We start from the raw sequence: 24,116 nt of genomic DNA, 5'->3' as shown, positions 1-24,116 counted from the left end.
AACACTTACAGGTGCACCCGCTTAAGTCCTTAACTTTTTAGGCAAAAATCAAAGTATGGAATTAGTTCTTTCCCTACTCCCGCATATTGGAATAAGCTCGTATTTTTCCATGTTCACCACCATAATAGGTTTTTCCCAAGCCTATTGGTTTGTTCTCATAATCATACAGACTTTGCTCCACGACTAATAAAGGTTCTGATTCAGGCAAACATAACGATTTATTAATTTCTTGATTAGACTTTTCAATATAAATACACAATTCTTTTTTTATGGCGAATGGAGAACTTTTCTTGGCAACCATGTCTGGCAAAGCTGCATATTCGATCGCTTTTTCGACAATAGGCCGGCCTCGATCATAGGGAATATATTTAACATCATAGGCAATTGGTCCTTCATTGGAATACAACAACCTGAGAATAACCACAACTTTATGATCACAAGATATTTGCAGTTTTTGGCATATTGCCGCATCTGGGTTCGTGGCATTTACTCCTAAAAGTTTGCTATAAAGGTTATTCTTACTTCCACTGTTCAGCTCATTAAAAAGTAAAGTGTATTTACTGTGATCTGGTTCAATAATATAATAACCTTTCCCCGGGAATGAAGTAATGAATCCCTCATTATCCAGCATAGATAAGCTTTTTCTGACAGTTAAACGACTGGTACTATATTGTTGAGCCAGTTCGTTTTCAGATTGAAGCATATCACCCGGCTTCAATTCGCCCCGAAGAATTTTATCTTTCAGTTGATTAAAAAGGTGTCGATAGATAGGCAAGTTCATACAAATATTTACTCCTTAAACTACGATGCGTTAAACCTCTAAGATTATACCCAGGACAAACATATTTTAACTCCTTCAGGGAGATCTGTCGTATAAGCGTCTACTCCGATGATATTACAAGCGCTAGGACTGACACATTTTCCCCCTAAAATAACCTTTACGTTATCTCTCATCCCGACTTGTCTTAATAGCTCAATCGTTGCGTTAATGCTCTCTAAAGCTATAGTCAACACTCCACTAATCGCCACGATATCCGGCTTCGCACCCAAAATAGCTCGACAAAAGTCTTCAGGTGAAACGTCAACCCCTAAATCCACGACGTTAAATCCTGCTGATTTGAGCATACTGCCAAAAATATTTTTGCCGATGTCATGTAAATCACCAGCTGCTGTTCCAATAACAACAGTGCCAATTTTTTCACTAGGCACAGAAAAACCAGATTTCATTTCATCAAGTTCTAAAATATCCTTAAAGATAACACCTGCCATAATTAAATCTGCGATAAAGTACTCACCCTGCTCGTATAGAATCCCTACCTTGTCCATACCCAAGGATACTTGTTCCTGTATATATAAAGGCCCAAATCCGGCCTGAAGTCTGTCAATGACTACTTCCTTCACCGTTTTTTCATCTAGCTGTTCTACGGCATGAACCAGTATCTCATCCAACTTACTCGCCTCCTAAGATTATTATTAATTTTCTAGAAGCACAGTAATTGCTTATCATTACTTGTAATAATAAGTTCAATAGAATAATACTAACGCTCTTCCTACTTCTTGTCAATTTGAAATAGCTCTCCCTCAATGACAAGTAGAGATAAGTGAAATATGACAAGCTTAATTGTATCAGAAAATAGCCTTAATTCCATCTTGACAAATCATAAAAGTCAGAATAATATAATTACATAACTTGTAATAACAAGTTATCATAAGATATTACAGGTGGCTTAGTAATTGAAATTGGAGGTGACTTTTCACTTTAAAGGCACAATTACGATGAGCACATATAGGTAAGAGTTTAAGGAAATTAGGAGAAATGCATCGTGCCGCAATTTGAGAAAGAGGGGAAATTTTATGTTAGATTTAAAAAAAATAACCCAAGCTTTGGGAGACCTGGACGAAAAAAACCTGCTCGATATGCTTAATGAGTTTATAGCTTCAGGACCAACAGTAGAGGAGGCACGAGAAGTAGTTGCTGCTTGTCAGGAAGGGATGACACTGGTAGGGGATTTATACGAGAAAGGCATATATTTTGTTGGAGATTTAATTTTTTCCGGAGAAATATTAACAGCTGCCTTAGCTTTAATAAAACCTGTCATCGGTGCAGTGAACGGGCCTAAAGTGGGTACTATGGTCATTGGAACAGTTCAGGGAGATCTGCATGATATGGGCAAACAAATATTTAAGAATATGGCAGAAGCGGCGGGATTTGAGGTGTTCGATTTAGGGATTGATCAACCTGTAAGTGCTTTTATAGAAAAAGTAAAAGAAGTAAACCCTGATGTTGTGGGCATGAGCGGCGTACTTACCTTGTCCTTGGATTCCATGAAAGATACAGTAGAAGGCCTAAAAGAAGCTGGGCTAAGGGATGATATCAAAATTATTATCGGTGGCAGTCCGGTAACAGAAGCTGCCTGTAAGCGAATAGGCGCTGATGCCTGGACAATCAATGCCGCGGAAGGTGTAAGAATGATTCAAGGGTGGGTGAGCTAGATGAGTGATCCAATGACTGTATTCAACGAAAAAAAAGAAAGAGTTGTTAAAACAATTCGAAGAGAAGAAACCGATAAACCCCCTTTTATGCTAATTGCTGATGACTATTATCCATATTATGCGGGAGTTGAAAAATCTGCCGTCTCCTCTTTTGAGATGGCAACAGACGTGGTAGCCAAGGTATCCGACGATTTACAGTATGACACGACTCTTACCCCTTGGATGCCGGCAAACCTGATGTATGGACCGAAGATTGACATCCTTGGTGGGGGGACTTATACGGTCAGAAACTTTGAAAAAATGCAAGATCCGGAAAAAGTTTTAATAATGCAAGCGGATGAATATCCAAAACTTATACAAGACCCAATCAATTATCTGTTAGAAACAGTACTCCCGAGAAGATTTGAGGTTTTAAAAGATATTAATCCCGAAGATAAATACAAAAGGATTGTGCAAGGAGTACTTGGCGAGGGGCAAAAAACTCAATCTTATATAAAAGCATGTGAAGAAAAGGGTTCGCACATTTTTATGTCGGCGATCCTTGTTAATCCAGTGGATTATTTATTTGATTTGTTTCGAGAATTCACCGGTATTGTCAGTGATATAAAGCGTTGCCCGGAATTAGTTCGGGATGCAGGATTGACGTTATTTGAGGGCTATAAGCCAATGCTTCGTGGGCTAAAGCCTGCCGATGATAAGGCGATTTTTATCCCCATGCATTTACCTGCTTTCTTAAGCCCTAGAGATTTCGAAAAAACTTATTGGCCTTCCTTTAAAGGCCTGGCAGATTATCTCGTTGAACAAGGCCACAATGTTATCTATTATTTTGAGAAGAAGTATGAACATTTATTTGACTACTTGCAAGAACTTCCCCAAAAAGGAGTAATTGGTATCTTTCAAGAGGATGATCTAAGACTTACTAAAAAGAAATTAGGGAATACCATGGCTGTGGCAGGAGGATTATCAACCACTTTAATGCAACATGGAACTAAACAAGAATGTCTTGATCTTGTAAAAGGCCTAATTGAGGATTTATGCCCTGGTGGCGGATATTTTCTTGCACCGGACACGCCGATGATGTTTCAGGTCGACGCACGTCCGGAAAATTTGAAAGCAATTGCCGACTATATCAAAGACTGCAAATTATAATTTATAGCGGGGTGAAAATGATGAGCGAAAAAGACACAAACAGACAAGTGTTGGAAAAAATCGCCAAGGAAATACTGCACGCTGAAACCCAGGAAGAAATTGATGCTTTTGTAGCAACCTTTCTTTATGGGGCACTTATAATCTAAATGATTTAGGGTGAATCTCTTTAAAAGATAAATAAAAAAACCTCCTAAAGTAGATGAAGATTAAGAAGCTTACTTGGGAGGTTTTATTAGTCAATATTTATAGACCGATCTTTCGGACTATCGCAAATTGGATGCGATAATTTCTTCCCGGTGACCAGATAATATTAAACGAGGGAGGCAATGGAGAGTTGATTATCATTGGAGAGAAAATTAATGGTACGATACCTGGTGTAAAAAAAGCCATTCAAGAAAGAGATGAACAATTTATCCGCAACTTGGCAGTAAAGCAAACTGAAGCCGGAGCCGATTATTTAGATGTGTGTGCCAGTACCGCGCCGGAGGTTGAGACTGAGACTTTAGTGTGGCTTATGAATATCGTGCAAGATGTCGTTGAAACACCGTTATGTATCGATAGTCCTAACCCCAGAGTGATCGAACAAGTATTGAATCTGGCGAAACGACCCGGACTGATCAATTCTGTCTCTGCCGAAGGGGATAAGTGTGAGGTAATTTTTCCACTAATTAAAGGAACGGATTGGGGAGTAATTGCCTTAACTTGTGACAACCATGGAATTCCATCGGATATTCAGACTAGGGTAGATATAACTAAACTACTGGTGGAAAAGGCAGAAAAATATGATATTACGCCCGATCGACTCCATATTGATCCATTGGTGCTTGCCTTATCTACAGATTCCCAATCGTTATTAACGTTTCTCGAAACAATGAAAACAGTCAAGAACCTGTATCCCTCGATCAAGGTAACCTCAGGGTTGAGTAATATTTCCTTTGGGATGCCCCTAAGAAAAATTGTAAACCAGCATTTTCTGACCATAGCGCTGTTCAGTGGCATGGATTCGGCAATTATAGATCCATGCAGCAGAGATATGTATACAACCCTTCTTACAACGGAAGCACTAATGGGACGGGACCGGTTATGCCGGCAGTTTTCCAATGCTTACAGGAAAAATAAAATAGGACCGGTTAGGGCTGAAAACTAAATGAATGAGAAAGATTTCATTGTTCTTAACTCACTCGTATCCAACAAAACTTGTGTGGGTCACAAGTGAAGTTTTCAGGACAATGAGAATTAGGGTAGTAATGCTCGTTTGTTTGCGTACTACTCTCTTCTTTTTTGCCATCTGTAAAAAACCGGAGGTGGAATCGTGGAACTTCATAAAATAGTGTTTCTGCCCACAGGGAGGCATGTAGAGGTTGACGAAGGCAGCTCTTTAATGCGGGTTATGAACGAATTGGGTCTTCAATCAGATTTTGACTGTGGTTTAAAGGACAGAAATAAATTAAAACAAATAGAAATAGTACAGAAATAGCTTTTGAAGCCTGACACATCCGTCTGGGTTCTTCTCAAATTCGGATTCGAATCCGGATTCGAATCCGAATTTGAATTTGAATTACCGTGGTCGGGTTTTAATGGTGGCTCTGCAGCAAGTGCTGACTGAAGAGTGGGAAAATACATTGTTACAAGTAGGATTCTCAAAAGTAATCCCAAGCCCTTCCCCAGATTACGCTATCACACCAGGACTATGTGCTGGGCTATTGTAGGTTGGATAAAAAGCCTCATTGAGTTGACATGAAGATAAAGGTAAGTTAAAATTTGATCGGACGATCAATTAATAAATTAAATGGGTATTCAATTAAATTCAGAAAACACATATTTTTAGTTTTATAAAGAAAGGTGGTTTTTTGTATGGAAGATAAACAGTCTTTTATAACAGAAGCAAGACGGGAACAAATAATAAAGGCAGCTATTGAGGTTTTAAAAGAGATTGGATATGTAAATACAAGCTTAGCTAAAATTGCAAGAAAAGCAAATATCAGCACAGGACTTATTTCCTATCATTTCTCCGGTAAAGAAGACTTGATGAATAATACCTTAATATATTTGATAGAACAAGAGTGGCTTTTTGTTAATAAACGAGTTGCCCAACAAAGTACATGGACAGAGAAATTGATCGCATTTATAGAAGCAAATTTAGCTTACCAGGTTTTAAACCTGGCAAACAGTATTGCTTTAATTGAAATTGTTTTTAATGCCCGTACATCTGACCAAATCCCATATTACTTGTTAGAAGACGATGAAGAAGATTTAAAAGCCAGTTTATTAAAAGAAATATTGTTTAAAGGACAAGAAACAAATGAGTTTGGAGGAGACTTTAATCCTGAAGTAGTTTCAACTATTATTCAAGGGGCGATATCGGAAACGATGCTTTCCCCACAAAATAAGCATAGCCATGAAGAGTATAGTTTAGAACTGACAAAGGGTGTATTAAAAATTGTTAAATAATCTTATTAAAAGACATCATAAGTTAAGAATAGCTGCTGCTCAAGTTCACTACAATTGGCACTTGTGACTAATCAAATAAGATAAAGAAAGGATATTGGAACTTAAAAATGGATTAAGTTCCAATATCCTTTCTTTATTTAAAAGGAGGGCCATTTGGTAAAATTATGTTTTCCAAATTGCAGGAGGTAAGTTTTGTAAATGACCCAAGCATGAAACGGGATAAAATAGCATGAAACCGTAATAATAACGGTACAAAACCGCATGAAACATGATAAAATGAGATAGAGAGGGGGGGGAGTATGTTTGTTGAGGAACGTCAAGTGCAAATCCTTTCAAAAGTAAGATTGTTGGGAAGGGTTTTAGCAAAGGAACTTGCAGAAGAGTTTCAAGTTTCTATTGATACTATTCGCAGGGATCTCACAATGATGGAAGAAAAAGGTCTTTTAAAAAGAACTCATGGAGGGGCTGTGCCTCTATCCAAAGTTAGAAGATTTCCGATGGATGATCGAATTCGATATAGTGAGGGAACAGAACATCAAAACGCAGTAGCTAAATTAGCTGCAGCTTACATAGAGCAGGGTGACACTATATTTATAGGTGGGGCCAGTATTCATTATATTTTACTCAAATATTTACCCGTTGATCGGAACTATACAGTAATAACTAATTCACTCGTTATTGCCGAAAAACTTAAACATTATAGTAATATTGAAACTTACATCGTATGTGGAAAAGTTAAAAGCGAGGAAGGGATTGTTGATCCGTTAGCGACGGAATTTATAAGAACTCTACGGATCGATACGGCTTTTTTAACGGGTGGAGGAATTTCTGCAAAACATGGATTGAGTAGTTCAACTCCGGAAGGCGCAATTTTTCAACGAACTGTGGCAGAAGTCTCACGCCAGACTATATGCCTTGCGAATTTTGACAAAGTGGGGACAGAATTTTTTGCAAAAACCATTGATTTAAAGGATTTGGATGTTGTCATTACGGATTGGGAAGCACCAGATGAAGAAATCGAGAAAATCAGACAGTTAAGCGTTAAAATCATAATTGCAACAGAAAATTATTAAGGCGTTTTAACAACAACTAAGAAAAAGCAAGGAAGGAATTAAAGATAATGCTTAAAAAAATACCCTTTTCTCCACCAGATGTTACTGAGGAAGAGATCGCTGCAGTTTCAGAAGTTTTAAGGTCTGGATGGATTACAACCGGTTCCAAAACGGCTCGATTTGAACAAGAATTAGCGGATTACAGCGGTACGAAGCATGCAATTGCCATAAATAGTGCAACTGCGGGCATGGAACTCATCTTAAAAGTTTTAGGTATAGGTGAAAATGATGAAGTAATAACCACCCCTTACACCTATGCTGCTACCTCAAATGTACTTCTTCATCGAGGAATAAGACCAACATTTGTGGATACTAAGAAAGATAGTTTTCTAATTGATGAACAAAAGATTGACGAGGCAATTACAGCGAAAACGAAGGCAATTATGACGGTTGATATCGCTGGAGTGCCTGTTGATTATGATGTAATGCGGAAAGTCCTAAAAGCCAAAAATCGTGAAGATATTACTCTGATTTCCGACTCTGCTCACTCCTTTGGGGCGACCTATAAGGGACAGAAGGTTGGAGGACAGATGGATTTTCATGTTTTCTCTTTTCATGCAATTAAGAACCTAACAACGGCAGAAGGCGGAGCAATTACTTATAATGACAATAGTTTTCATGGAAAGGACAACTTGTTTAAGGAATTTAAATATACTTCCTTACAAGGCCAAACAAAGGATGCCTTCTCTAAAATGCAAGCGGGAGCTTGGAAATATGATATCTTAACTGATGGCTTTAAGTGCAATATGACGGATATCATGGCAGCAATCGGACTAGTTCAACTTCGACGGTATGAAGAGATGTTACGAAAAAGAGCGGAACTCCATACAGTTTACAGTCAAATTCTTGGGACGAAAGAATGGGCGATACTTCCCTTTGAAAAAAACGATGAAGTTCAAACGAACTATCATTTATATACCTTAAGACTAAAAGATTTTTGTGAAGAACAAAGGGATCGTGTCATACAAAAGATGGGCGAAAAAGATATTGCTACAAATGTACATTTCATGCCATTGCCTATGTTTACGCTTTATAGAAACCTTGGCTATACAATCGAAGATTATCCCAATGCCCATGCTCAGTATGCCAATGAGATTACCTTACCGCTTTATTCGAAGCTGTCCGTCGAGGATGCAGAGTATGTGGCGAAGGAGCTTATCGAGTGTGTTGAAAAGATTTAGGTGGGATGAAACTACCGATATTTACTCAACTTGTGTTTCCAAATGTACCGCATGCACCCTTTCTTTTACTAAAATATTTGGGGCAATCTTTTGGACACAAAAAAAGACACAGGTGTAGCTTTTGTACCGTAATCAGATTTACGTGCAAAGCACCACATGTGTCGTTTCTATTCACTATCCGATTGCTGATATACTTTACCATATTTTTTATGAAAGTCATGTGAACGAGAAGTCAAATTACCAAATAGTTTAAGTGCCAATAATTTATGTGCATTCAAGAGAACGAATAATCACAGCCATAATCTCACTGGATATCACAATGAGATTATGGCTTTTTCTCTATGTTAGGACCCTCATAAATCTCTAGAAGTTAGGCAAAGCAATTTTATAAAATTCCAGGATTTTATAGGATAGATAGAGTTGAAAAAATACATCCCGATCATTCAAATCAACATTTAATAGCTTTTCTATTTTTTCAATCCTATGAAACATAGTGTTGCGATGGATGTTCAAAGTATTAGCCGAGTCTTTAACATTTTTAAAATTGCAGATATAAGTATAAAAGCTTCGGACGTAATCCGTTCCGTTTTCCTTATCATAGTCAATGAGTCTTATCAAGGAAGGGTGAATCAAATTTTTAATTTTTTCACCGTTTGTATAGTTACTAATCAAATCGAAAAAAATAAAATCATCATATTTGTAAAAAAGTTGGTCTCTATTTATATGATTTCCCAACTTTATTGCTTCGGCGGATTCAAGGTAATGTTCCGTTACTTCCGTTAATTTCGAAAATGGACGACTTATTCCGGTTTGCAGATGATTAGTTTTAATAAATTCTTTTAAAGGCTTTAATTCTATCTCTTGAAAATGCCTATCATTTTCACAACTGGCGAGTACTACAATTTTTTGATTATAGACTATTGCTTCCGCGTTAGCTAATTTATTTTCAATTTCATCCCTCATGAAATGAAGGGTTGATCTTGATTTATCTAAATTCTCTATATCAACGACTATGACGAACAGCTTGCTTTTAAATTTTAAGCCTAAGATTTTCAGACGTTCAACAATTAAGCTTTCGTCTTCGAATTTCCCATCAAGCAAATCGTACAAAAAGCTTTGATGCACCAGTCCGGGGGAAAGATCTATATATTTAGTTTTTTGCAACTCAATCGAAAAGGCATCGCAAAGCAGGGAAACCAATTCCTTATCGTTTTCAGTAAAATCCCGATTATGGGCACAAACCACCATATTAGCAACATCTCTGTTGTTGATACGTATCTTCCCGATCAGTCTAGGGTATTTGCAATAAGGATCCGACCAGTAAAAAGGCGCTTCATTTCTTGCTATTTCGTCAAATAGACTATTCCTTACATAATAGGAGTAGGTCTGAAAGATAAAGTTATTATTCACCTTAAGCTCGTTCCAGACCGGGTCGTCGGTTACTTTGGTTTCACCGGTTGAAGCAAGTACTTTTACGCCATTGTCAGTGATCGTAAAAGGGTTGCCCAGAACTTCATACCCTAGATCGACAAGGGCTTGCATGTTTGATTCTTTGCTCAGTGTTTTAACTAACCTCATAGAAAACTGAGAAAGAAGCGAATTATGTTCCATAAAAACCTCCTGTCCATGGCGTAGTGCACAATATACTGTTCACGCCATATATTTTGTAAAATTGACCAAAGGTAATAGTCCGAAAAGATCGAATATTAATTTATATATACAACTATACAATTTATTTAAGAAGAAAGGGGAATTAATTTTTTCGTTACTTCTATTTTAGCATGAAACCTTGGATGAAACGTAATTGATTAATTGAGCCTAAAATTCAAATGGAGGTTGACTGATTTTGATAATTATTGGCGAAAAAATTAACGGAGCAATTCCTTCCGTAGCAAAGGCAATTGCCGCAAAGGATGCAGACCTTATTAGAAAACTGGCTAAAGATCAGTCAGAAGCAGGAGCTGCCTTCATTGATGTGTGTGCATCAGTTGAAAACAGCATTGAACTTGAAACTATTAAGTGGCTTATTGACCTGGTACAAGAAGTTACAGATACACCCATTGCTATTGACAGCCCTAATGTTCATATCTGTGCAGAGGCTATTAAATTCTGCAAAAAGCCGGGCCTGATCAATTCGGTCTCCCTGGAAGGAGATAAGATTGAAGTCATATTTCCCTTGATAGCTGAGACGAAATGGGAATGTGTCGCTCTTCTATGCGATGACACGGGAATACCCCAGGATTCAGAAAAACGTTTGGAAGTTTTTGCCGGTATTATGAAAAAGGCTAAAGAATATAACATTGATCCGTCTCGGCTGCATATTGATCCTTTAGTTCAAATGCTCTGTACCTCGGAAGACGGAATCAACACGGTGGTAGAAGTCATCAAAGAAATCAAAACACAGTATCCCGAAATTCATGTAACAGGAGGAGCAAGCAACATTTCTTTTAATCTTCCTGTCAGAAAACTTGTCAACCAAGCTTTCCTCGTGCTGGCGATGAACGCAGGTATGGACAGTGCGATCATCGACCCGTTAAACAGAGATATGATGGGCATGCTCTATGCCACTGAAGCGCTCTTAGGACAGGACGAATACTGCATGGAGTACATTGGAGCATATCGAGAAGATAAATTTGGTCAAAAGAAATAAATATCATAATAATGGGAGGAATTGAAAATGACAAAGATCACAGAAGTAAAAGCCAAGGTAGAGGCGGGAAAAGCTAAACTCGTTCCGGGTTTAGTGCAGGAAGCACTGGATGAAGGAAGCGCAGCGGGGGATATTCTCCAGGCTATGATCGACTCTATGGGCGTTGTAGGAGAAAAATTCTCTGCAGGGGAAGTTTTTGTACCTGAAATGCTGATGGCCGCTAAAGCTATGTCCAAGGGCGTCGAAGTACTCAAACCTCTTCTCACAGGGACCAGCACATCTTCTTTAGGGACCTGTGTTATCGGTACTGTTCAAGGCGATCTGCATGACATCGGCAAAAACCTTGTTGCCATGATGATCGAAAGTGCCGGATTTAAAGTGGTTGACCTGGGCGTAGATGTCTCAGCAGAGAAATTTGTCAATGCTGTCAAAGAACAGGAAAACGTAACCATAGTAGCATGCTCTGGGCTTCTTACGACAACATTGCCGGCAATGAAAGAAACCGTTCAAACCCTTAAAACAAGTGGATTAGCCGGGTTCAAGGTCATTGTCGGTGGTGCACCTGTATCCCAGGAGATGGCGGATGAAATCGGAGCAGACGGTTTTGCTCCTGATGCGGGGAGTGCCGCTGTAAAAGCCAAAGAATTGGTAAGCGCTTAATCTCCTTATTGGTTTAATGTGTCAAGCTTCGAACTAAATAAAAGGAGGCCAAAAATAATGTTAACGAAAAAGCAGAATTTAATGGAAACGATCAAAGGTGGAAACCCGGATCGCTTTGTTAATCAATACGAATTTATGGACATTATCCTTGAAGTTCCGGTCCAGCTTATGTGCCCACCAGGTTCAGAGTTCAAGAATAGCTGGGGGATTACCTTTAGATGGCCGGAAGGTCAGCTGGGTCAGTTCCCTGTACATGACGATGAACACAAAGTATTAAAGGATATCACAGAGTGGAGAAAATACGTGAAAGCGCCTGTTATTGATAATTCTGATGAGGCTTGGGCTGCAGCTGTTGCGCATGCCAATTCAATCGATCGGAATGAACAATTTGTAACAGCCTTCGTTGCCCCAGGGGTTTTTGAAATGTGTCATCACCTGATGAGTATGGAAGATGCCTTAATGGCTCTTTATGAAGAACCTGAAGCAATGCATGAGCTGATTGATTATCTTACGGAAGCTGAGCTAAACTATGCCAAAATCCTGATCGATCGTCTTCATCCAGATGCCCTTTTCCATCATGACGACTGGGGCAGCCAAAAATCTTCCTTTATATCACCGGCAATGTTTGAAGAGTTCTATTTGCCGGCTTACAAGAAAATCTATGGATTCTACAAAGCTAATGGTGTCGAGTTGATCGTGCATCACAGTGATTCCTATGCAGCGAACCTGGTTCCCTATATGATTGAAATGGGAATAGATATCTGGCAGGGGGTTATGACCACAAATAACACTCCCGAACTGATCAAGAAATACGGCGGACAAATCAGCTTCATGGGGGATATCGACAGCGGTGTCGTTGATTTTCCGGAATGGACACCTGAAATCGTAGCAAAAGAAGTAGAGAGGGCTTGCAAAAATTGCGGGAAGTTATACTTTATTCCTAATTTAACTCAAGGTTTGAATTTCAGTTCCTTCCCGGGTGTCTATGATTCAGCCACAGAAGCAATCGACAAAATGAGTAAAGAAATGTTCTAATATAAAGTTGCACTAATGCTTAGAAAGTATATAACGTAAGTTTATACTTTTTGACAGTAAGAAATGCCTCCGAAGTACCACGTCTTCGGGGGCATTACTTTGATTGATATTAATTTTAAAGTTTTAAATAGTTCTAATCCATGCTATTTCTCAAAGGAGTTGAAAATTATGAGCTCAGGCATAGATGATTTAATGTCTTTTCTAAAGTCTCTGGGGGTTGATCAGTTAGCAATTATTGCAAAGGAAGATATTCAATTTAATAAAGACTTTAGATTACAATGCGAGCAAAATTCCTGTGGAAGTTATAACAAGAATTGGATGTGTCCCCCTGCAGTAGGTTCGATTGATGAGTTGAAGGAAAAGGCTTTAAAGTTTAAACAAGGACTATTATTCCAAACTGTTTATCAACTCGAAGATTCTTTTGATTACGAAGGTATGCAAGAAGGCATCGAAGAGCATACAAAGATATTAAGGAAGGTATTAGACAATATAAAGAGCACCGGGGCTTTCAAGGAATTCCTTCCTCTGAATGTTGGACCTTGTACTTACTGTGGCCGGTGTGCTTTTCTTGACAGTCAGGAGTGCCGATTCCCTGAAGAAGCAGTTTTTTCCGTAGAGGCCTGCGGAATAGATGTCATGGCTTTGGAGAAGAGTTGTGGGATGTCTTATAATAACGGCAAAAATACTATTTCGTGTATCAGCCTTATTTTGTTTAACCTCGATTAGTTAGTGCTTACCTGTTTCATTAGGATTCCCATTAAACTAATTCGACATGAATTCGCACTTAGCTTCAAGGAACTGGAGAATTGTATAAAACCGTGCCCGGTTTTCCCGCATACATTTGTCTGGACAGTATGCTAAAATGAAATAAGTATTTTTGTTGAGCATCGTCCAAACAAGGGGGAAAGTGATATGAGCGAGATACTGAACATCCGGCAGAGGTCCGAAAAAGAAGAGGAAGAACGACTCTCGCCCTATGCTGCAAAAAGCAGAGATGCCAATCGTGAGCGCTTAGAAGAAGAGTGCCCGATTCGCACGAAGTATCAAAGGGATCGAGATCGGATTTTGCACAGCAAACCGTTTCGTCGTCTTAAACATAAAACTCAAGTGTATATTGCTCCTACGGGAGATCACTATCGGACACGTATGACGCATAGTTTGGAAGTTTCCCAAATATGTCGAACCATCGCTCGGGGCCTGAAATTGAATGAAGACCTCATTGAAGCGATTGCCCTGGGGCATGATGTTGGTCACACTCCCTTTGGTCATGTTGGGGAAGAGGCTTTGAGACGAATTATTGGCCATTTCGAGCATAATGAACAGTCGATTCGCATATTGACGGTACTAGCCCAAGAGGGCCGTGGTTTAAATCTCACAGAGTCTGTTCTTGATGGAATCTTACATCACACTGGAGTGGGTATGCCTAAAACCCTGGAAGGGCAGATTGTAAAAACTGGAGACAGGATTGCATATCTTTGTCATGATTACGACGATGCCTTGCGGGCAGGCTTGCTTACCCAAAGTGACTTGCCTGAAAAGGTTAAACGAAGGCTTGGTGTAAAGCCCAGTGATATGATTACCACCATGGTCGTGGATATGATTGAAGCGTCAAGTGGTCAAGATCAGATAAGGCAGTCGGTGGAGATAAACCATGCTATGCAGGAATTTCGGCAATTTATGTTTGAGAGGGTCTATAACAGCCAGAATTTGCGGGAAGAGCGACGAAAAGGACAATATATCATTCAGGCACTCTATGAATACTATACTCAGGATTTTTCAAAGTTGCCGCAGAACTTTTTGATTTGGGCAGGCGGTAATAAAACAATTGCGGTGGTCGACTATATATCCGGGCTAACAGATAATTATGCGATTGATTTATTTCAGAACTTATTTGTTCCTCGAAAGTGACTCCCCCTATGCAGTTGGATAAAAAGGAAAAGTGGTTGAGTGAAAATCTCAACCACTTTTGTAATATATTCCATTAATAAAGTATAAGTTTTGGCTTACAGAAGTAAAATAAGCCTATGACACATAAGATATGTTAGTCTTGATCGTGTTTAAAAAGCGAATTGAAAGACACTGTCTGAAAAGAATTATTTAATTATTAAGCTCTCATTTCGCTTGATTGGATCTCGGGTATCCAAGTGACCGAGTATTCCATCGTGTTTGACCCCATCCAAGAGAAATTGGACACTGTGAACATTAGAAAGGGTCGTTAAAGTGTTTACTATACTGTACATAGTCATTTGTTCACCAGAGGAACCTCCCCCAAAGTTCTGTTGAAATTCTTTAGACAGGTTAATAGTAGCGATTCCATCCGTGCTTACAGTAGCCTCCAGAAGAGTGGTTCCGGAAGGAAGCGGTTTTTCCAATCCTGTGGGGGGAGTGGCTAACTCTATAAACATTGCTTTAATAATTTCTTGCTCTTTTACCTCGACTGTTCGTTCCGTCGGAACTAACCCTGTGGCATCTGAGTTAGGAAAATAGAGGGTTATTTTAACAGAGTTTGTGGTTGGCTCAGGGGTATTCGTATCTGGAGAAACAGGAGTTGTTGGACTATCTGCGGGTTTATCGCCTTGTGTTTTAGAGGTATTGCACCCTGTTAGAAAGGTTCCTGCCAGTAATAAGCAAAAGATAGTTAAAAGGATAGTGCTAAATGATCGTTTATTCATAGAATACTCACCTCTCTCATAAAGTTTATAATGCACATGTTGAGCCTTCCACAGTGTTTTTGTAGAAGGTCAACGTCATTAGACGGTTCCTGCTAAAAGGTCAAGGTTCACCTTCATCATCCTTGGCTACTGGGACACTCGGCCATCCATGGCCAGCGCATAAGTGCAACTGAGGCGACCTCCGGAGACTAACGTCTTGGCGCTAGCCAAGCTTACTTTATATATTATCATGCTTTTCAAATGTGCGAAAGGGTTAGGCTATCGATCCTTACTCTGGGGGGTAGGGATTACAGGTAGAACACCTTGCACAAATAATTGTCGAAGCAAGCAGGTATTATCTCAGAAAAAGAAGAATTAATATAAGTAGGAAAGAGTATACTACCCATTCTAAAAACAGATTCACCGAATGAAGAACTAAAAAAGAGGATTTTATGAAGTTTCGGCGAAAGAAATGTATAAAGTAAGGGTTGACAAAATATATAAAATGTGGCTGAAAACTGAAAGGCGCAAGAGACGTGGATAATAGACTTCAACAAGAATTTATGCCGGAAGAGGTTATCGAGGAAGTGCGTTCGCGCACGGATATTGTAGAGATTATATCTGAATATGTCAGCTTGCAGCGTAAGGGGAAAAACTATTTGGGACTTTGTCCTTTTCATGCGGAAAAAACGCCTAGTTTTACTGTAACCCCTGAGAAACAAATGTTTTATTGTTTTGGATGCAATGTTGGTGGAAACGCCTTTTCTTTTCTTATGAAGAAAGAGAACTGGTCTTTTGTTGAGAGTATTCAGAATTTAGCCTCTAGATATGGCGTGTCGCTTCCAGAGAAAGAATTATCTCCGCGTGAACGGGAAGCAAATCGACGTCGTCAGCGTTTTGAAGAAATCAATGAATTAGCTACAGGCTATTTTCATGACCTCTTACTTAACTTACCTGAAGGAGAACTGGGGAGACTCTATTTTGAAAAACGTGGGGTAGACCTGGATACAATGAAAAGCTTTCGTTTAGGTTATGCTCCTGACCGGTGGGATGGGCTATTAACTTATATGCTGGAACGAGGAGTCCAGGCACATGAATTGGCAGAAAATGGGCTAGCCTTAGAAAGAGGGACACAGGGTAAAGGCGGAGGGTACTATGATCGTTTCCGCAACCGCGTCCTCTTTAGTATTCTTGATCGACGAAACCACACCATTGGATTCGGCGGTCGAGTGTTGGATGATTCTCTTCCTAAGTATCTTAATTCCCCCGAGACCGCTTTCTTTAATAAGGGGCACCATCTCTATGGGATGCATCGTGCGCATCAAGGAATTCGCGAGAAGGGTTTTGCCCTGTTAGTTGAAGGGTATATGGACGTTATAGCGCTCCAGAAATCAGGTTATCCTAATGCAGTCGCTTCCTTGGGGACTGCCTTAACACGGGAACAAGCAAAACTTTTGAGACGGTATACACAGCGTGTTGTCCTGCTCTACGATTCCGATGAGGCTGGAATCCAAGCGGCCTTAAGAGGGGGAGAGATTCTGCGAGATGCGGGTATTCGCTTGGATGTGGCAACTTTAACAGGAGCAAAAGATCCTGATGAATTCTTAAAACGTTATGGTGTGGAGGACTTTGAAAAAGCTTTAAGTCAGGTTTTGACTTACGTAGAGTTCAAGTATCGAACGATTGTTCAGGAAACACCGCCACAGACCATTCAGGAAAAAGCTGAGTTAGTAGTTAGGCTTGCTCCGGATATTTTAAAAGTAAGCAGTCCAATTGAAAGAGAAGGGTATGAACGCTTCTTAAGTTTAGAACTTGGGCTTACTTTGGAAGCGGTACAACGCGAAATAGCCAGACTGGAACAGAAAAAACCTAAAAAAGAGCAATTACATGAATATTCTCAGCAAAAACAGGTTAGTTCTGGAAAAAATAGAGATAATATTAAGGATGAAATCATTTATAAAGAAGATACAATGCCCCCTTCACCAACAGTTTATTTAGGGGTCTATCGAACAGAGCGTTTGCTTTTACGTTTGATTATAGAAAATATTTCTCACTTGCCAAGAATTAAGGCTAAGTTAGGAGAATCCTTTTGGAAGATACCAGAACATCAACAAATCTTTAATTATCTCAATCAGGAGGGCAAATTGCCCGTGCACAGCGACGAAAACGTTCAAAGCCGGTTGGCTAGCTTGCTCCTGGAAGAGTTAGATATATCACAAACTGAGCGGCTTCTAGATGACTGTATTAAAGGGATTCTTTCTACTCAAGCAGAAGAAAGGGTCGAGGATCTGCAAGCTCGCATGGCAACTTTAGAAAAATCCGGTGACATGGCAGGGGCTATGGCTCTGTTGAAAGAGATAGGAGAGCGGTTGAAACGTGGCGAATAGTAAGGTTATAGGCACCCAAAAGAATGATCCGAGGGAAGGTGGGGGACAGATGAATGAAAAGCAGAAGATGGACAACGTCCAAGCCCTCATTCAAAAAGGAAAAAAGAAGGGATCTCTAACTTATAGAGAGATTATGGATTCTCTCCAAGGGATTGAACTTTCCGCGGATCAAATAGATGATATCTATCAACAACTTGGACGAATGGGAATAGATGTGGTGCCAGAGCCTGGAGAAGTTGAACTTGAGATCTTAACTAGCGTTAAAGTTGATGAAGACGATGATATCGTCGAGGACCCGGAAGATGATGCAGAAGAAGAGGCGGAAGTGGATCTTTCTGTACCCGAGGGTGTAGGAATTGACGATCCGGTTCGCATGTATCTAAAGGAAATCGGACGAGTTCCCCTGCTCTCTGCCGATGAAGAAATAGAATTAGCAAAACGTATGGAAGATGGTGACGAGGAAGCTAAGCGCCGATTAGCGGAGGCTAACTTGCGACTTGTAGTGAGTATCGCTAAACGCTATGTAGGACGGGGCATGCTTTTCTTAGATTTGATTCAGGAAGGCAATCTTGGGTTGATTAAGGCTGTAGAGAAATTTGACTATGTTAAAGGCTTTAAGTTTAGTACCTATGCCACCTGGTGGATTCGTCAAGCGATTACCCGCGCTATTGCTGACCAGGCCAGGACAATCCGAATTCCTGTGCATATGGTTGAGACAATCAATAAGTTGATTCGAGTTTCAAGGCAACTCTTGCAGGAATTGGGGAGGGAGCCAGCTCCCGAAGAAATCGCTAAGGTTATGGATATTCCCGTCGAACGGGTACGCGAAATTATGAAGATTGCCCAAGAACCGGTTTCCTTAGAGACACCTATTGGAGAAGAGGAAGACTCCCATTTGGGAGATTTCATTCCGGATGAAGATGCTCCGGCACCGGCAGAAGCTGCTTCGTTCATTCTTTTAAAAGAGCAATTGGAAGAAGTTTTAGAGACCTTAACCCCACGGGAAGAGAAAGTGCTTAGATTGCGCTTTGGACTTGATGACGGGCGGACAAGGACTTTAGAGGAAGTTGGGCAGGAATTCGGAGTTACACGCGAACGTATTCGTCAAATTGAGGCCAAAGCCTTGCGAAAACTACGGCATCCCAGTCGGAGCAAAAAGTTAAAGGATTATTTGGAGTAAACTCTTTTAAAATTAATCCGGAAATAGGTCAAGAAAATTAAGGGAAATTGATTTTCTCGAAAAAAATTAAATTAAGACTTGACTATAGTGCATGAATTACGTATAATAACCCGTGCAAGAGCATTCCTCGATAGCTCAATGGTGGAGCAACCGGCTGTTAACCGGTAGGTTGTAGGTTCGAGTCCTACTCGGGGAGCCATTTTTATTCTCTGTTTATTAGGGCCCATAGCTCAGCGGTAGAGCCCCCCGCTCATAACGGGTTGGTCCTAGGTTCGAATCCTAGTGGGCCCACCATTTCGAAATTCGTGGATCGAGGTTCGTGCTTCGAACGGTGGAAGAGACATGATTGAAGTTCGAGGTGCAAAGCGCGAGATGGTGGAAAAGACAAGGTAATGCGAGGTATGAAGTTCTTGTTCGAATGATTATCGAACTACGAACTACTAATAGCGATCATCGATATGGGTGATTAGCTCAGCGGTAGAGCGCATCCTTCACACGGATGAGGCCACTGGTTCGAGACCAGTATCGCCCACCAATATAGATTTTCAAAATAAAGACTGAAAGCTTAACCCATTGACTGAGGTCATTGGGTTCTTTTATTACATTAAGCTGAATAACTGAAATGATTGGGGGAGCGACATGATAACCTTATCCTCAAAGATTGAATTCGTAAAATTTCTCAGGGAGAAGTTGTTTGGCAAGAACCTGAAGTGCATTGAGATCATTTCTGTCATTGAGTGTACTATGGATTTTGGAGTTGTAGGAAATATTGATGTAGCTGATGATAAGGCCTCAGTATGGAGCACTGAGAATGAGGTGTTTTGGATTAATTTAGACGATGTTATTGCTGTGAATTACGATCCAAGAGAAGAGGATATTTGTTTAGTTATCGAAGCTAAGAATGATGTCAAAGTTCAATTTTATGTAGAATAGCAGATGAAATGTATTGCGTACACTAGGGATAATATGATACTATACTAGCACAGCACAAAAAAATGATTATAGGATAAATGCCTTAAAATTTTTTACCATAACTGTGAAACGAAGTTTTGTTATATGAAACAAAAAACTGAACTTATTAGTCGAAGCCAGAGTACCTGGACCAGATGCTCTAAAAAAGCTCGATGTAACTTTCAGTTCATTTTGGGAGATCAAGGATAAGTTTGACCGCAATGTAAAACAGAGTTTCAATATGTAAAACAAAAAAGTTTGTTGTGGTCATTGTCATAGAGGATTCGACCGAGTCAAAAAATTTAAAGGGGGAGACAGATATGGCGCTTTGGGGAATCGAAGAACAAGTAAAACATTATTTTGCAGACGAGCTGGAAAAAGACGTCGAAATGACTGGAGCTCAATTCATCGTGAAATTTTTAGAGCAAAAGGGAGTAGCCCATGTCTATGGCATTCCTGGAGCGGCTATTCTTCCCTTTTACGACGCAGTACTTGAGCAGGAACACATGCGTTCAATTAATGTTCGTCATGAGCAAACCGCAATATTTATGGCGGATGGCTATGCTAGGGCGACCGGAAAAGTAGGGATTTGCGCAGCTACTTCTGGTCCTGGAGCAACTAATTTTCTGACTGGCCTTTATAGTGCCTATGGAGATTCCGTGCCAATAATTGCCTTTACTGGTCAAGTTCCCACAAACCTAATAGGAAGAGATGCTTTTCAAGAAGCACCGATAGTTGAAATGGCTCGCCCAGTTACTAAGGCTGCCTATCTTGTTACAAAGACAACTGATTTACCCAAGGTGATGAGTGAGGCTTGGAAATTAGCGACCCAGGGAAGGAAGGGACCAGTCTTAATAGATATTCCTGTCAATGTACAAAAAGGATTACTCAAGATTAACCTAGAAGACTATATGAGAGAAGAAAAGGAAGAGTATGGTGATTTAGTACAAGTCACAGATAGCCAACTGGAACAAGTGTTCACAATGATTGAGGAAGCAGAAAGACCTGTTCTTATGGTTGGGGGAGGAGTTGCTCTAGGGGGTGCAACTAAAGAACTTATAGACCTGGCTCAATTACTCCAGATTCCGGTAGTCTCCTCTCTCATGGGCAAAGATGGTTTTCCAAATTATCACCGCTTATATGCTGGTATGGTAGGAACCATGTGCCAAACTCCACTTGGAAATAAAACTGTTCTGGAATCAGATCTTATCTTGAATCTAGGTGGGAGGTTTGACAGTCGGAGCACAGGGGAAATGAATGTCTTTAAAATGGACCGTAAAATCATTCACATCAATATCGATGAAAAAGAACTCTCGCGTCATGTCCCCACTGAATTGGCAATTGCTTCAGATGTAAAGAATTTTATCCTCAAGTTAAACAATTTTATCCGCAGTCGCGAGTATAAACTCAATCCAAAGGCTTTAGAAAGAATTGAAGCTCTTCAGATAGAAAGAACCAGATTGGCCCGTCAAACGGATTTTGAGAGTAGTCCCCTTAAACCACAGCAGGCGATTATTGAGGTTAGGAAAGGGCTTCGACCGGATGCTATTGTGACTTTAGACTGTGGATTAAGCCAAATTTGGGCCACTCAATTATATGAGGCGCATGAACCACGAACGTTTTTAATTACTGGTCGCGCTGGTACCATGGGGTGGGGCTTAGGTGCGGCAATGGGCGCTCAGCTCGCTTATCCACAACGCCAGGTCGTGAATTTACTAGGGGATGCAAGTTTGGGTATGTCTCTTCAGGAGCTTGCCACGGCAGCCAAACATAATATTCCGGTAGTCGTCGTTGTTTTAAATAACTCACTATTTGGTCTGATTCGACAGCAACAAAACTTGTTTTTCAATCGCAGGTGGATTTCAACGGAATTAGACTATACTAATCATATTCAAGGGCATCAAAGAGGGCTAGACTTTGTAGCTACCGCCAAAGGAATGGGTGTAGAGGCAGAATTGGTTGAAAAACCTGAGCAGATCACTGATGCCTTAGCACGCGCGTTTAGTGCCTATCGTCCTTATTTAATTGAGATTTTGGTTGACCCAGATGCTCAATGCTCGGTCTCGATGGATGGAACTATAAGCGGAGTAAGGGAAGTATCCTGAATTATGTAAATCTAATTGAAAGGATGAGGATGATGATTCAAAGTATGTCTATCAAATCTTTCGTAGCAAACCTAACATTTCTCTTTACAGAAAGGCCTTTTATGGAACGATTTGAGGCTGCGAAGGCTGCAGGCTTTGCCAAGGTAGAGTTTATGTTTCCTTACGATTACAATCTAGATGAAATAAAAGCTAAGCTTGAAGGCTTAGACATAGAGCTTGTGTTGTTTAATTTACCCGCGGGAGATTGGGGAAATGGAGAGCGAGGGATTGCGATTGATCCAAAACGCCAAGATGAGTTTCGATCTGGGGTAGGGCAAGCAATCGAGGTTGCTCAAAAGCTTGGAGTTATACAGGTGAATTGCTTGGTAGGCAAAATAAGTCATGGAACGAAAGAGTCTGAACTATGGCCTACCTTGGTAGGAAACATCACTTATGCGGCAGATCAACTTCAAAAGCAAGGAATGCGTTTGTTGATCGAACCCCTCAACCATTACGATGCACCGGGATTTTACTTGAATACGACGGATCAAGTATTGAGGCTGATTAAAGATGTTGATCGTCCAAATGTCCTTTTACAGTGGGACATATACCACGCTAGACGAGAAGACGAAGATCTTTTAAAGATATTGAAGGATTCAATCTCTCAAATAGGGCATATTCAGATTGCGGATCAACCAGGAAGGCATCAGCCTGGTTCTGGAACAATTGATTTTAAAACTTTATTCACGGAGTTAAATAAGGCTGGGTACTCTAGAGAGATTGGGTTAGAGTATGTTCCAGACCCTGATACCGAGACTTCTCTAGAGTGGGTAAAGAACTATAGTTTATAAAAAAGCGAGAGGAGTGGGTTTGCTTGAGTAAGATTGGATTTATTGGTTTAGGTATCATGGGGAAGCCTATGAGTCGAAATCTCTTAAAAGCAGGGCACGAGGTCGTGGTCTATAATCGAAGTTCTAAATCGATTGAAGAGCTTGTTAAGGAGGGCGCAGATGCAGGTGTCTCGCCTAAGGATGTGGCAGAACGGTGCAATATTATCATTACCATGTTGCCCAATTCCCCTCAAGTTCAAGAAGTGATCCTCGGACCTAACGGTGTGATCGAAGGGGTTCATCCGGGTTCCATTGTCATCGATATGAGTTCTATTGCTCCAATTGTCAGTCGCGGGATAGCTAAAAACCTTGCTGATAAATCTGTTCGTTTCCTGGATGCTCCGGTGAGCGGGGGAGAGCCTAAGGCAATTGAGGGAACCCTCTCAATTATGGTGGGCGGCAATCAAGCAGATTTCGAAGAATGCTACCCGATCTTTCAGGTAATGGGTTCGAGCGCATTGCTCTGTGGAGATGTGGGTGCTGGAAACGTTACTAAATTAGCGAATCAAATTATTGTGGCCATCAATATTTCGGCAGTTTCTGAAGCGTTGATGTTAGCAAGCAAGGCAGGGGTTAATCCGGAAACAGTGTATAAAGCCATCCGTGGCGGTTTAGCAGGAAGTACTGTTATGGATGCTAAAGCACCGTTAATGATCGCACGAAAATTCGATCCTGGGTTCCGAATTGGGTTGCATATTAAGGATTTAAACAATGTTCTAGAGACGGGTCATGAAATAGGCTCTCCCTTGCCTTTGACAGCATCTGTGATGGAAATGATGCAAGTACTCAAGGCTCAGGGGCTAGAACAGGCAGATCATGGCGCACTAGTTCAGTATTACGAGAAACTGGCTCAGAGTGAGTTAACTGAAAATAGTTAATTTGTAGGAAGAGAGTTTGTAAATAAAATCTGGAGAAAGGTGGGCAGATTAATCTATCCGCCTTTTTTCATTGTCCACAAGCACTTTGCCCGATAGAGTGATATAATGTGGACACATAAGTTTGCTGTTAGGTATAATAGTTTTACATGATAGTTTCCAATAATATATCAGGATTATTTATGGAACTTTCGAGAGCCAGTTCCCATTATACTGGTGCTGCGCCTTGAAGGCTTGGCGCTAGCCAAGGTTTTTTAATACTAGTCAGAAAGTATAACTTGTGTTATATACTTTCTGGAAGTATAAGTGCAACTATGGCGATCGCCTGCGACTTGAAGGCAATGTGTTAGCCAATTTTTCTATTACG

General features: G+C 40.3%; 23 protein-coding genes and 3 tRNA genes. 22 read left to right on the top strand and 4 right to left on the bottom strand.

Annotation, left to right across the window (positions count from 1 at the left end; translation table 11 throughout):
* Nucleotides 1–73: 73 nt before the first annotated feature.
* Together BUB11_RS06145 and BUB11_RS06140 are read right to left on the bottom strand one after the other, a co-directional pair.
* Nucleotides 74–781: a GntR family transcriptional regulator gene (locus BUB11_RS06145; RefSeq protein ID WP_073028604.1), complete on the bottom strand. Its 708-nt coding sequence runs from the start codon at nucleotides 779–781 to the stop codon at nucleotides 74–76.
* Between the two features lie 44 nt (nucleotides 782–825).
* On the bottom strand, nucleotides 826–1,449 hold the full coding sequence (locus tag BUB11_RS06140; RefSeq protein ID WP_073028602.1) for a cobalamin B12-binding domain-containing protein: 624 nt from the start codon (nucleotides 1,447–1,449) through the stop codon (nucleotides 826–828).
* Between the two features lie 405 nt (nucleotides 1,450–1,854).
* Between BUB11_RS06140 and BUB11_RS06135 the strand changes: the two genes are divergently transcribed.
* The 8 genes from BUB11_RS06135 (at nucleotide 1,855) to BUB11_RS06110 (ending at nucleotide 8,386) form a co-directional block, all read left to right on the top strand.
* Nucleotides 1,855–2,493: a cobalamin B12-binding domain-containing protein gene (locus tag BUB11_RS06135; protein WP_073028601.1), complete on the top strand. Its 639-nt coding sequence runs from the start codon at nucleotides 1,855–1,857 to the stop codon at nucleotides 2,491–2,493.
* Nucleotides 2,494–3,642 carry a uroporphyrinogen decarboxylase family protein gene (locus BUB11_RS06130; protein ID WP_073028599.1) on the top strand — a complete coding sequence of 383 codons (1,149 nt, stop codon included), beginning with the start codon at nucleotides 2,494–2,496 and terminating at the stop codon, nucleotides 3,640–3,642.
* 17 nt (nucleotides 3,643–3,659) lie between these two features.
* Entirely contained in the window at nucleotides 3,660–3,788 is a 129-nt protein-coding gene (locus tag BUB11_RS28695; protein WP_282433980.1) for a hypothetical protein, read from the top strand.
* 188 nt (nucleotides 3,789–3,976) lie between these two features.
* Nucleotides 3,977–4,789 (top strand): methyltetrahydrofolate cobalamin methyltransferase, encoded by an 813-nt coding sequence (locus BUB11_RS06125; protein WP_073028598.1) that lies wholly within the window; start codon nucleotides 3,977–3,979, stop codon nucleotides 4,787–4,789.
* Between the two features lie 165 nt (nucleotides 4,790–4,954).
* A complete protein-coding gene (locus BUB11_RS27470) occupies nucleotides 4,955–5,119 on the top strand; it encodes a 2Fe-2S iron-sulfur cluster binding domain-containing protein (RefSeq protein WP_159436905.1) in 165 nt (54 codons plus the stop codon).
* Nucleotides 5,120–5,496: 377 nt separating this feature from the next.
* A complete protein-coding gene (locus BUB11_RS06120; protein WP_073028596.1) occupies nucleotides 5,497–6,093 on the top strand; it encodes a TetR family transcriptional regulator in 597 nt (198 codons plus the stop codon).
* Nucleotides 6,094–6,392: 299 nt separating this feature from the next.
* Nucleotides 6,393–7,166, top strand: coding sequence for a DeoR/GlpR family DNA-binding transcription regulator (locus BUB11_RS06115; protein WP_073028595.1), 774 nt, complete (start codon nucleotides 6,393–6,395; stop codon nucleotides 7,164–7,166).
* A 47-nt stretch (nucleotides 7,167–7,213) separates the two neighbouring features.
* The gene (locus tag BUB11_RS06110; protein ID WP_073028593.1) at nucleotides 7,214–8,386 is read left to right on the top strand and encodes a DegT/DnrJ/EryC1/StrS family aminotransferase; all 1,173 of its coding nucleotides are present in this window, start codon (nucleotides 7,214–7,216) and stop codon (nucleotides 8,384–8,386) included.
* A 363-nt stretch (nucleotides 8,387–8,749) separates the two neighbouring features.
* Here BUB11_RS06110 and BUB11_RS06105 read toward each other — a convergent pair whose 3' ends face one another.
* Nucleotides 8,750–9,997 carry a PucR family transcriptional regulator gene (locus BUB11_RS06105; RefSeq protein WP_073028591.1) on the bottom strand — a complete coding sequence of 416 codons (1,248 nt, stop codon included), beginning with the start codon at nucleotides 9,995–9,997 and terminating at the stop codon, nucleotides 8,750–8,752.
* Nucleotides 9,998–10,232: 235 nt separating this feature from the next.
* Between BUB11_RS06105 and BUB11_RS06100 the strand changes: the two genes are divergently transcribed.
* From BUB11_RS06100 to BUB11_RS06080, 5 genes are all read left to right on the top strand, one after another.
* Nucleotides 10,233–11,036 (top strand): methyltetrahydrofolate cobalamin methyltransferase, encoded by an 804-nt coding sequence (locus BUB11_RS06100; RefSeq protein WP_073028589.1) that lies wholly within the window; start codon nucleotides 10,233–10,235, stop codon nucleotides 11,034–11,036.
* A gap of 27 nt (nucleotides 11,037–11,063) precedes the next feature.
* Nucleotides 11,064–11,696, top strand: a complete 633-nt coding sequence (locus tag BUB11_RS06095) for a corrinoid protein (RefSeq protein ID WP_073028587.1) — start codon at nucleotides 11,064–11,066, stop codon at nucleotides 11,694–11,696.
* Between the two features lie 57 nt (nucleotides 11,697–11,753).
* Entirely contained in the window at nucleotides 11,754–12,731 is a 978-nt protein-coding gene (locus tag BUB11_RS06090) for a uroporphyrinogen decarboxylase family protein (RefSeq protein WP_073028586.1), read from the top strand.
* A gap of 168 nt (nucleotides 12,732–12,899) precedes the next feature.
* Nucleotides 12,900–13,457 carry a DUF2284 domain-containing protein gene (locus tag BUB11_RS06085; RefSeq protein WP_073028585.1) on the top strand — a complete coding sequence of 186 codons (558 nt, stop codon included), beginning with the start codon at nucleotides 12,900–12,902 and terminating at the stop codon, nucleotides 13,455–13,457.
* A gap of 186 nt (nucleotides 13,458–13,643) precedes the next feature.
* On the top strand, nucleotides 13,644–14,639 hold the full coding sequence (locus tag BUB11_RS06080) for a deoxyguanosinetriphosphate triphosphohydrolase (protein ID WP_073028583.1): 996 nt from the start codon (nucleotides 13,644–13,646) through the stop codon (nucleotides 14,637–14,639).
* A 185-nt stretch (nucleotides 14,640–14,824) separates the two neighbouring features.
* Here the strand turns inward: BUB11_RS06080 and BUB11_RS06075 are convergent, their stop codons facing one another.
* Nucleotides 14,825–15,403, bottom strand: coding sequence for a GerMN domain-containing protein (locus tag BUB11_RS06075; RefSeq protein WP_073028582.1), 579 nt, complete (start codon nucleotides 15,401–15,403; stop codon nucleotides 14,825–14,827).
* A gap of 542 nt (nucleotides 15,404–15,945) precedes the next feature.
* Between BUB11_RS06075 and dnaG the strand changes: the two genes are divergently transcribed.
* From dnaG to garR, 9 genes are all read left to right on the top strand, one after another.
* A complete protein-coding gene (dnaG, locus tag BUB11_RS06070; RefSeq protein ID WP_084110197.1) occupies nucleotides 15,946–17,769 on the top strand; it encodes a DNA primase in 1,824 nt (607 codons plus the stop codon).
* Complete coding sequence (gene rpoD / locus BUB11_RS06065) at nucleotides 17,759–18,949, top strand: RNA polymerase sigma factor RpoD (protein WP_073028578.1); 1,191 nt, start codon at nucleotides 17,759–17,761, stop codon at nucleotides 18,947–18,949. Before dnaG ends, rpoD begins: the two co-directional genes overlap by 11 nt.
* 124 nt (nucleotides 18,950–19,073) lie before the next feature.
* Nucleotides 19,074–19,148 (top strand) — tRNA-Asn (locus BUB11_RS06060).
* Nucleotides 19,149–19,168: 20 nt separating this feature from the next.
* Nucleotides 19,169–19,243 (top strand) — tRNA-Ile (locus BUB11_RS06055).
* Between the two features lie 166 nt (nucleotides 19,244–19,409).
* Nucleotides 19,410–19,484, top strand: a tRNA-Val gene (locus BUB11_RS06050).
* Between the two features lie 104 nt (nucleotides 19,485–19,588).
* Entirely contained in the window at nucleotides 19,589–19,882 is a 294-nt protein-coding gene (locus BUB11_RS06045) for a hypothetical protein (protein ID WP_073028577.1), read from the top strand.
* A gap of 338 nt (nucleotides 19,883–20,220) precedes the next feature.
* Nucleotides 20,221–22,005 (top strand): biosynthetic-type acetolactate synthase large subunit, encoded by a 1,785-nt coding sequence (gene ilvB / locus BUB11_RS06040; protein WP_073028576.1) that lies wholly within the window; start codon nucleotides 20,221–20,223, stop codon nucleotides 22,003–22,005.
* A 101-nt stretch (nucleotides 22,006–22,106) separates the two neighbouring features.
* Nucleotides 22,107–22,835 carry a TIM barrel protein gene (locus BUB11_RS06035; protein WP_242947470.1) on the top strand — a complete coding sequence of 243 codons (729 nt, stop codon included), beginning with the start codon at nucleotides 22,107–22,109 and terminating at the stop codon, nucleotides 22,833–22,835.
* Nucleotides 22,836–22,858: 23 nt separating this feature from the next.
* Nucleotides 22,859–23,752: a 2-hydroxy-3-oxopropionate reductase gene (gene garR / locus BUB11_RS06030; protein WP_073028574.1), complete on the top strand. Its 894-nt coding sequence runs from the start codon at nucleotides 22,859–22,861 to the stop codon at nucleotides 23,750–23,752.
* The last annotated feature ends 364 nt before the right edge of the window (nucleotides 23,753–24,116 follow it).

Origin of the sequence: Desulfosporosinus lacus DSM 15449 (assembly GCF_900129935.1) — a bacterium.
GTDB lineage: Bacteria > Bacillota > Desulfitobacteriia > Desulfitobacteriales > Desulfitobacteriaceae > Desulfosporosinus > Desulfosporosinus lacus.
Note: the sequence above shows the minus strand (reverse complement) of the source record. Positions and strands in the feature narration are given on the sequence as shown.

Bases quoted from the DNA above. Each gene is read 5' to 3' on its own strand.
- BUB11_RS28695 (WP_282433980.1), top strand. From the start codon at position 3,660: ATGATGAGCGAAAAAGACACAAACAGACAAGTGTTGGAAAAAATCGCC.
- BUB11_RS06130 (WP_073028599.1), top strand. From the start codon at position 2,494: ATGAGTGATCCAATGACTGTATTCAACGAAAAAAAAGAAAGAGTTGTT.
- BUB11_RS06080 (WP_073028583.1), top strand. From the start codon at position 13,644: ATGAGCGAGATACTGAACATCCGGCAGAGGTCCGAAAAAGAAGAGGAA.
- ilvB (WP_073028576.1), top strand. From the start codon at position 20,221: ATGGCGCTTTGGGGAATCGAAGAACAAGTAAAACATTATTTTGCAGAC.
- BUB11_RS06090 (WP_073028586.1), top strand. From the start codon at position 11,754: ATGTTAACGAAAAAGCAGAATTTAATGGAAACGATCAAAGGTGGAAAC.
- BUB11_RS06115 (WP_073028595.1), top strand. From the start codon at position 6,393: ATGTTTGTTGAGGAACGTCAAGTGCAAATCCTTTCAAAAGTAAGATTG.
- BUB11_RS06045 (WP_073028577.1), top strand. From the start codon at position 19,589: ATGATAACCTTATCCTCAAAGATTGAATTCGTAAAATTTCTCAGGGAG.
- BUB11_RS06035 (WP_242947470.1), top strand. From the start codon at position 22,107: ATGGAACGATTTGAGGCTGCGAAGGCTGCAGGCTTTGCCAAGGTAGAG.
- BUB11_RS06075 (WP_073028582.1), bottom strand. From the start codon at position 15,403: ATGAATAAACGATCATTTAGCACTATCCTTTTAACTATCTTTTGCTTA.
- dnaG (WP_084110197.1), top strand. From the start codon at position 15,946: ATGCCGGAAGAGGTTATCGAGGAAGTGCGTTCGCGCACGGATATTGTA.
- BUB11_RS06120 (WP_073028596.1), top strand. From the start codon at position 5,497: ATGGAAGATAAACAGTCTTTTATAACAGAAGCAAGACGGGAACAAATA.
- BUB11_RS06145 (WP_073028604.1), bottom strand. From the start codon at position 781: ATGAACTTGCCTATCTATCGACACCTTTTTAATCAACTGAAAGATAAA.
- BUB11_RS06135 (WP_073028601.1), top strand. From the start codon at position 1,855: ATGTTAGATTTAAAAAAAATAACCCAAGCTTTGGGAGACCTGGACGAA.
- BUB11_RS06095 (WP_073028587.1), top strand. From the start codon at position 11,064: ATGACAAAGATCACAGAAGTAAAAGCCAAGGTAGAGGCGGGAAAAGCT.
- BUB11_RS06085 (WP_073028585.1), top strand. From the start codon at position 12,900: ATGAGCTCAGGCATAGATGATTTAATGTCTTTTCTAAAGTCTCTGGGG.
- BUB11_RS06110 (WP_073028593.1), top strand. From the start codon at position 7,214: ATGCTTAAAAAAATACCCTTTTCTCCACCAGATGTTACTGAGGAAGAG.
- BUB11_RS06105 (WP_073028591.1), bottom strand. From the start codon at position 9,997: ATGGAACATAATTCGCTTCTTTCTCAGTTTTCTATGAGGTTAGTTAAA.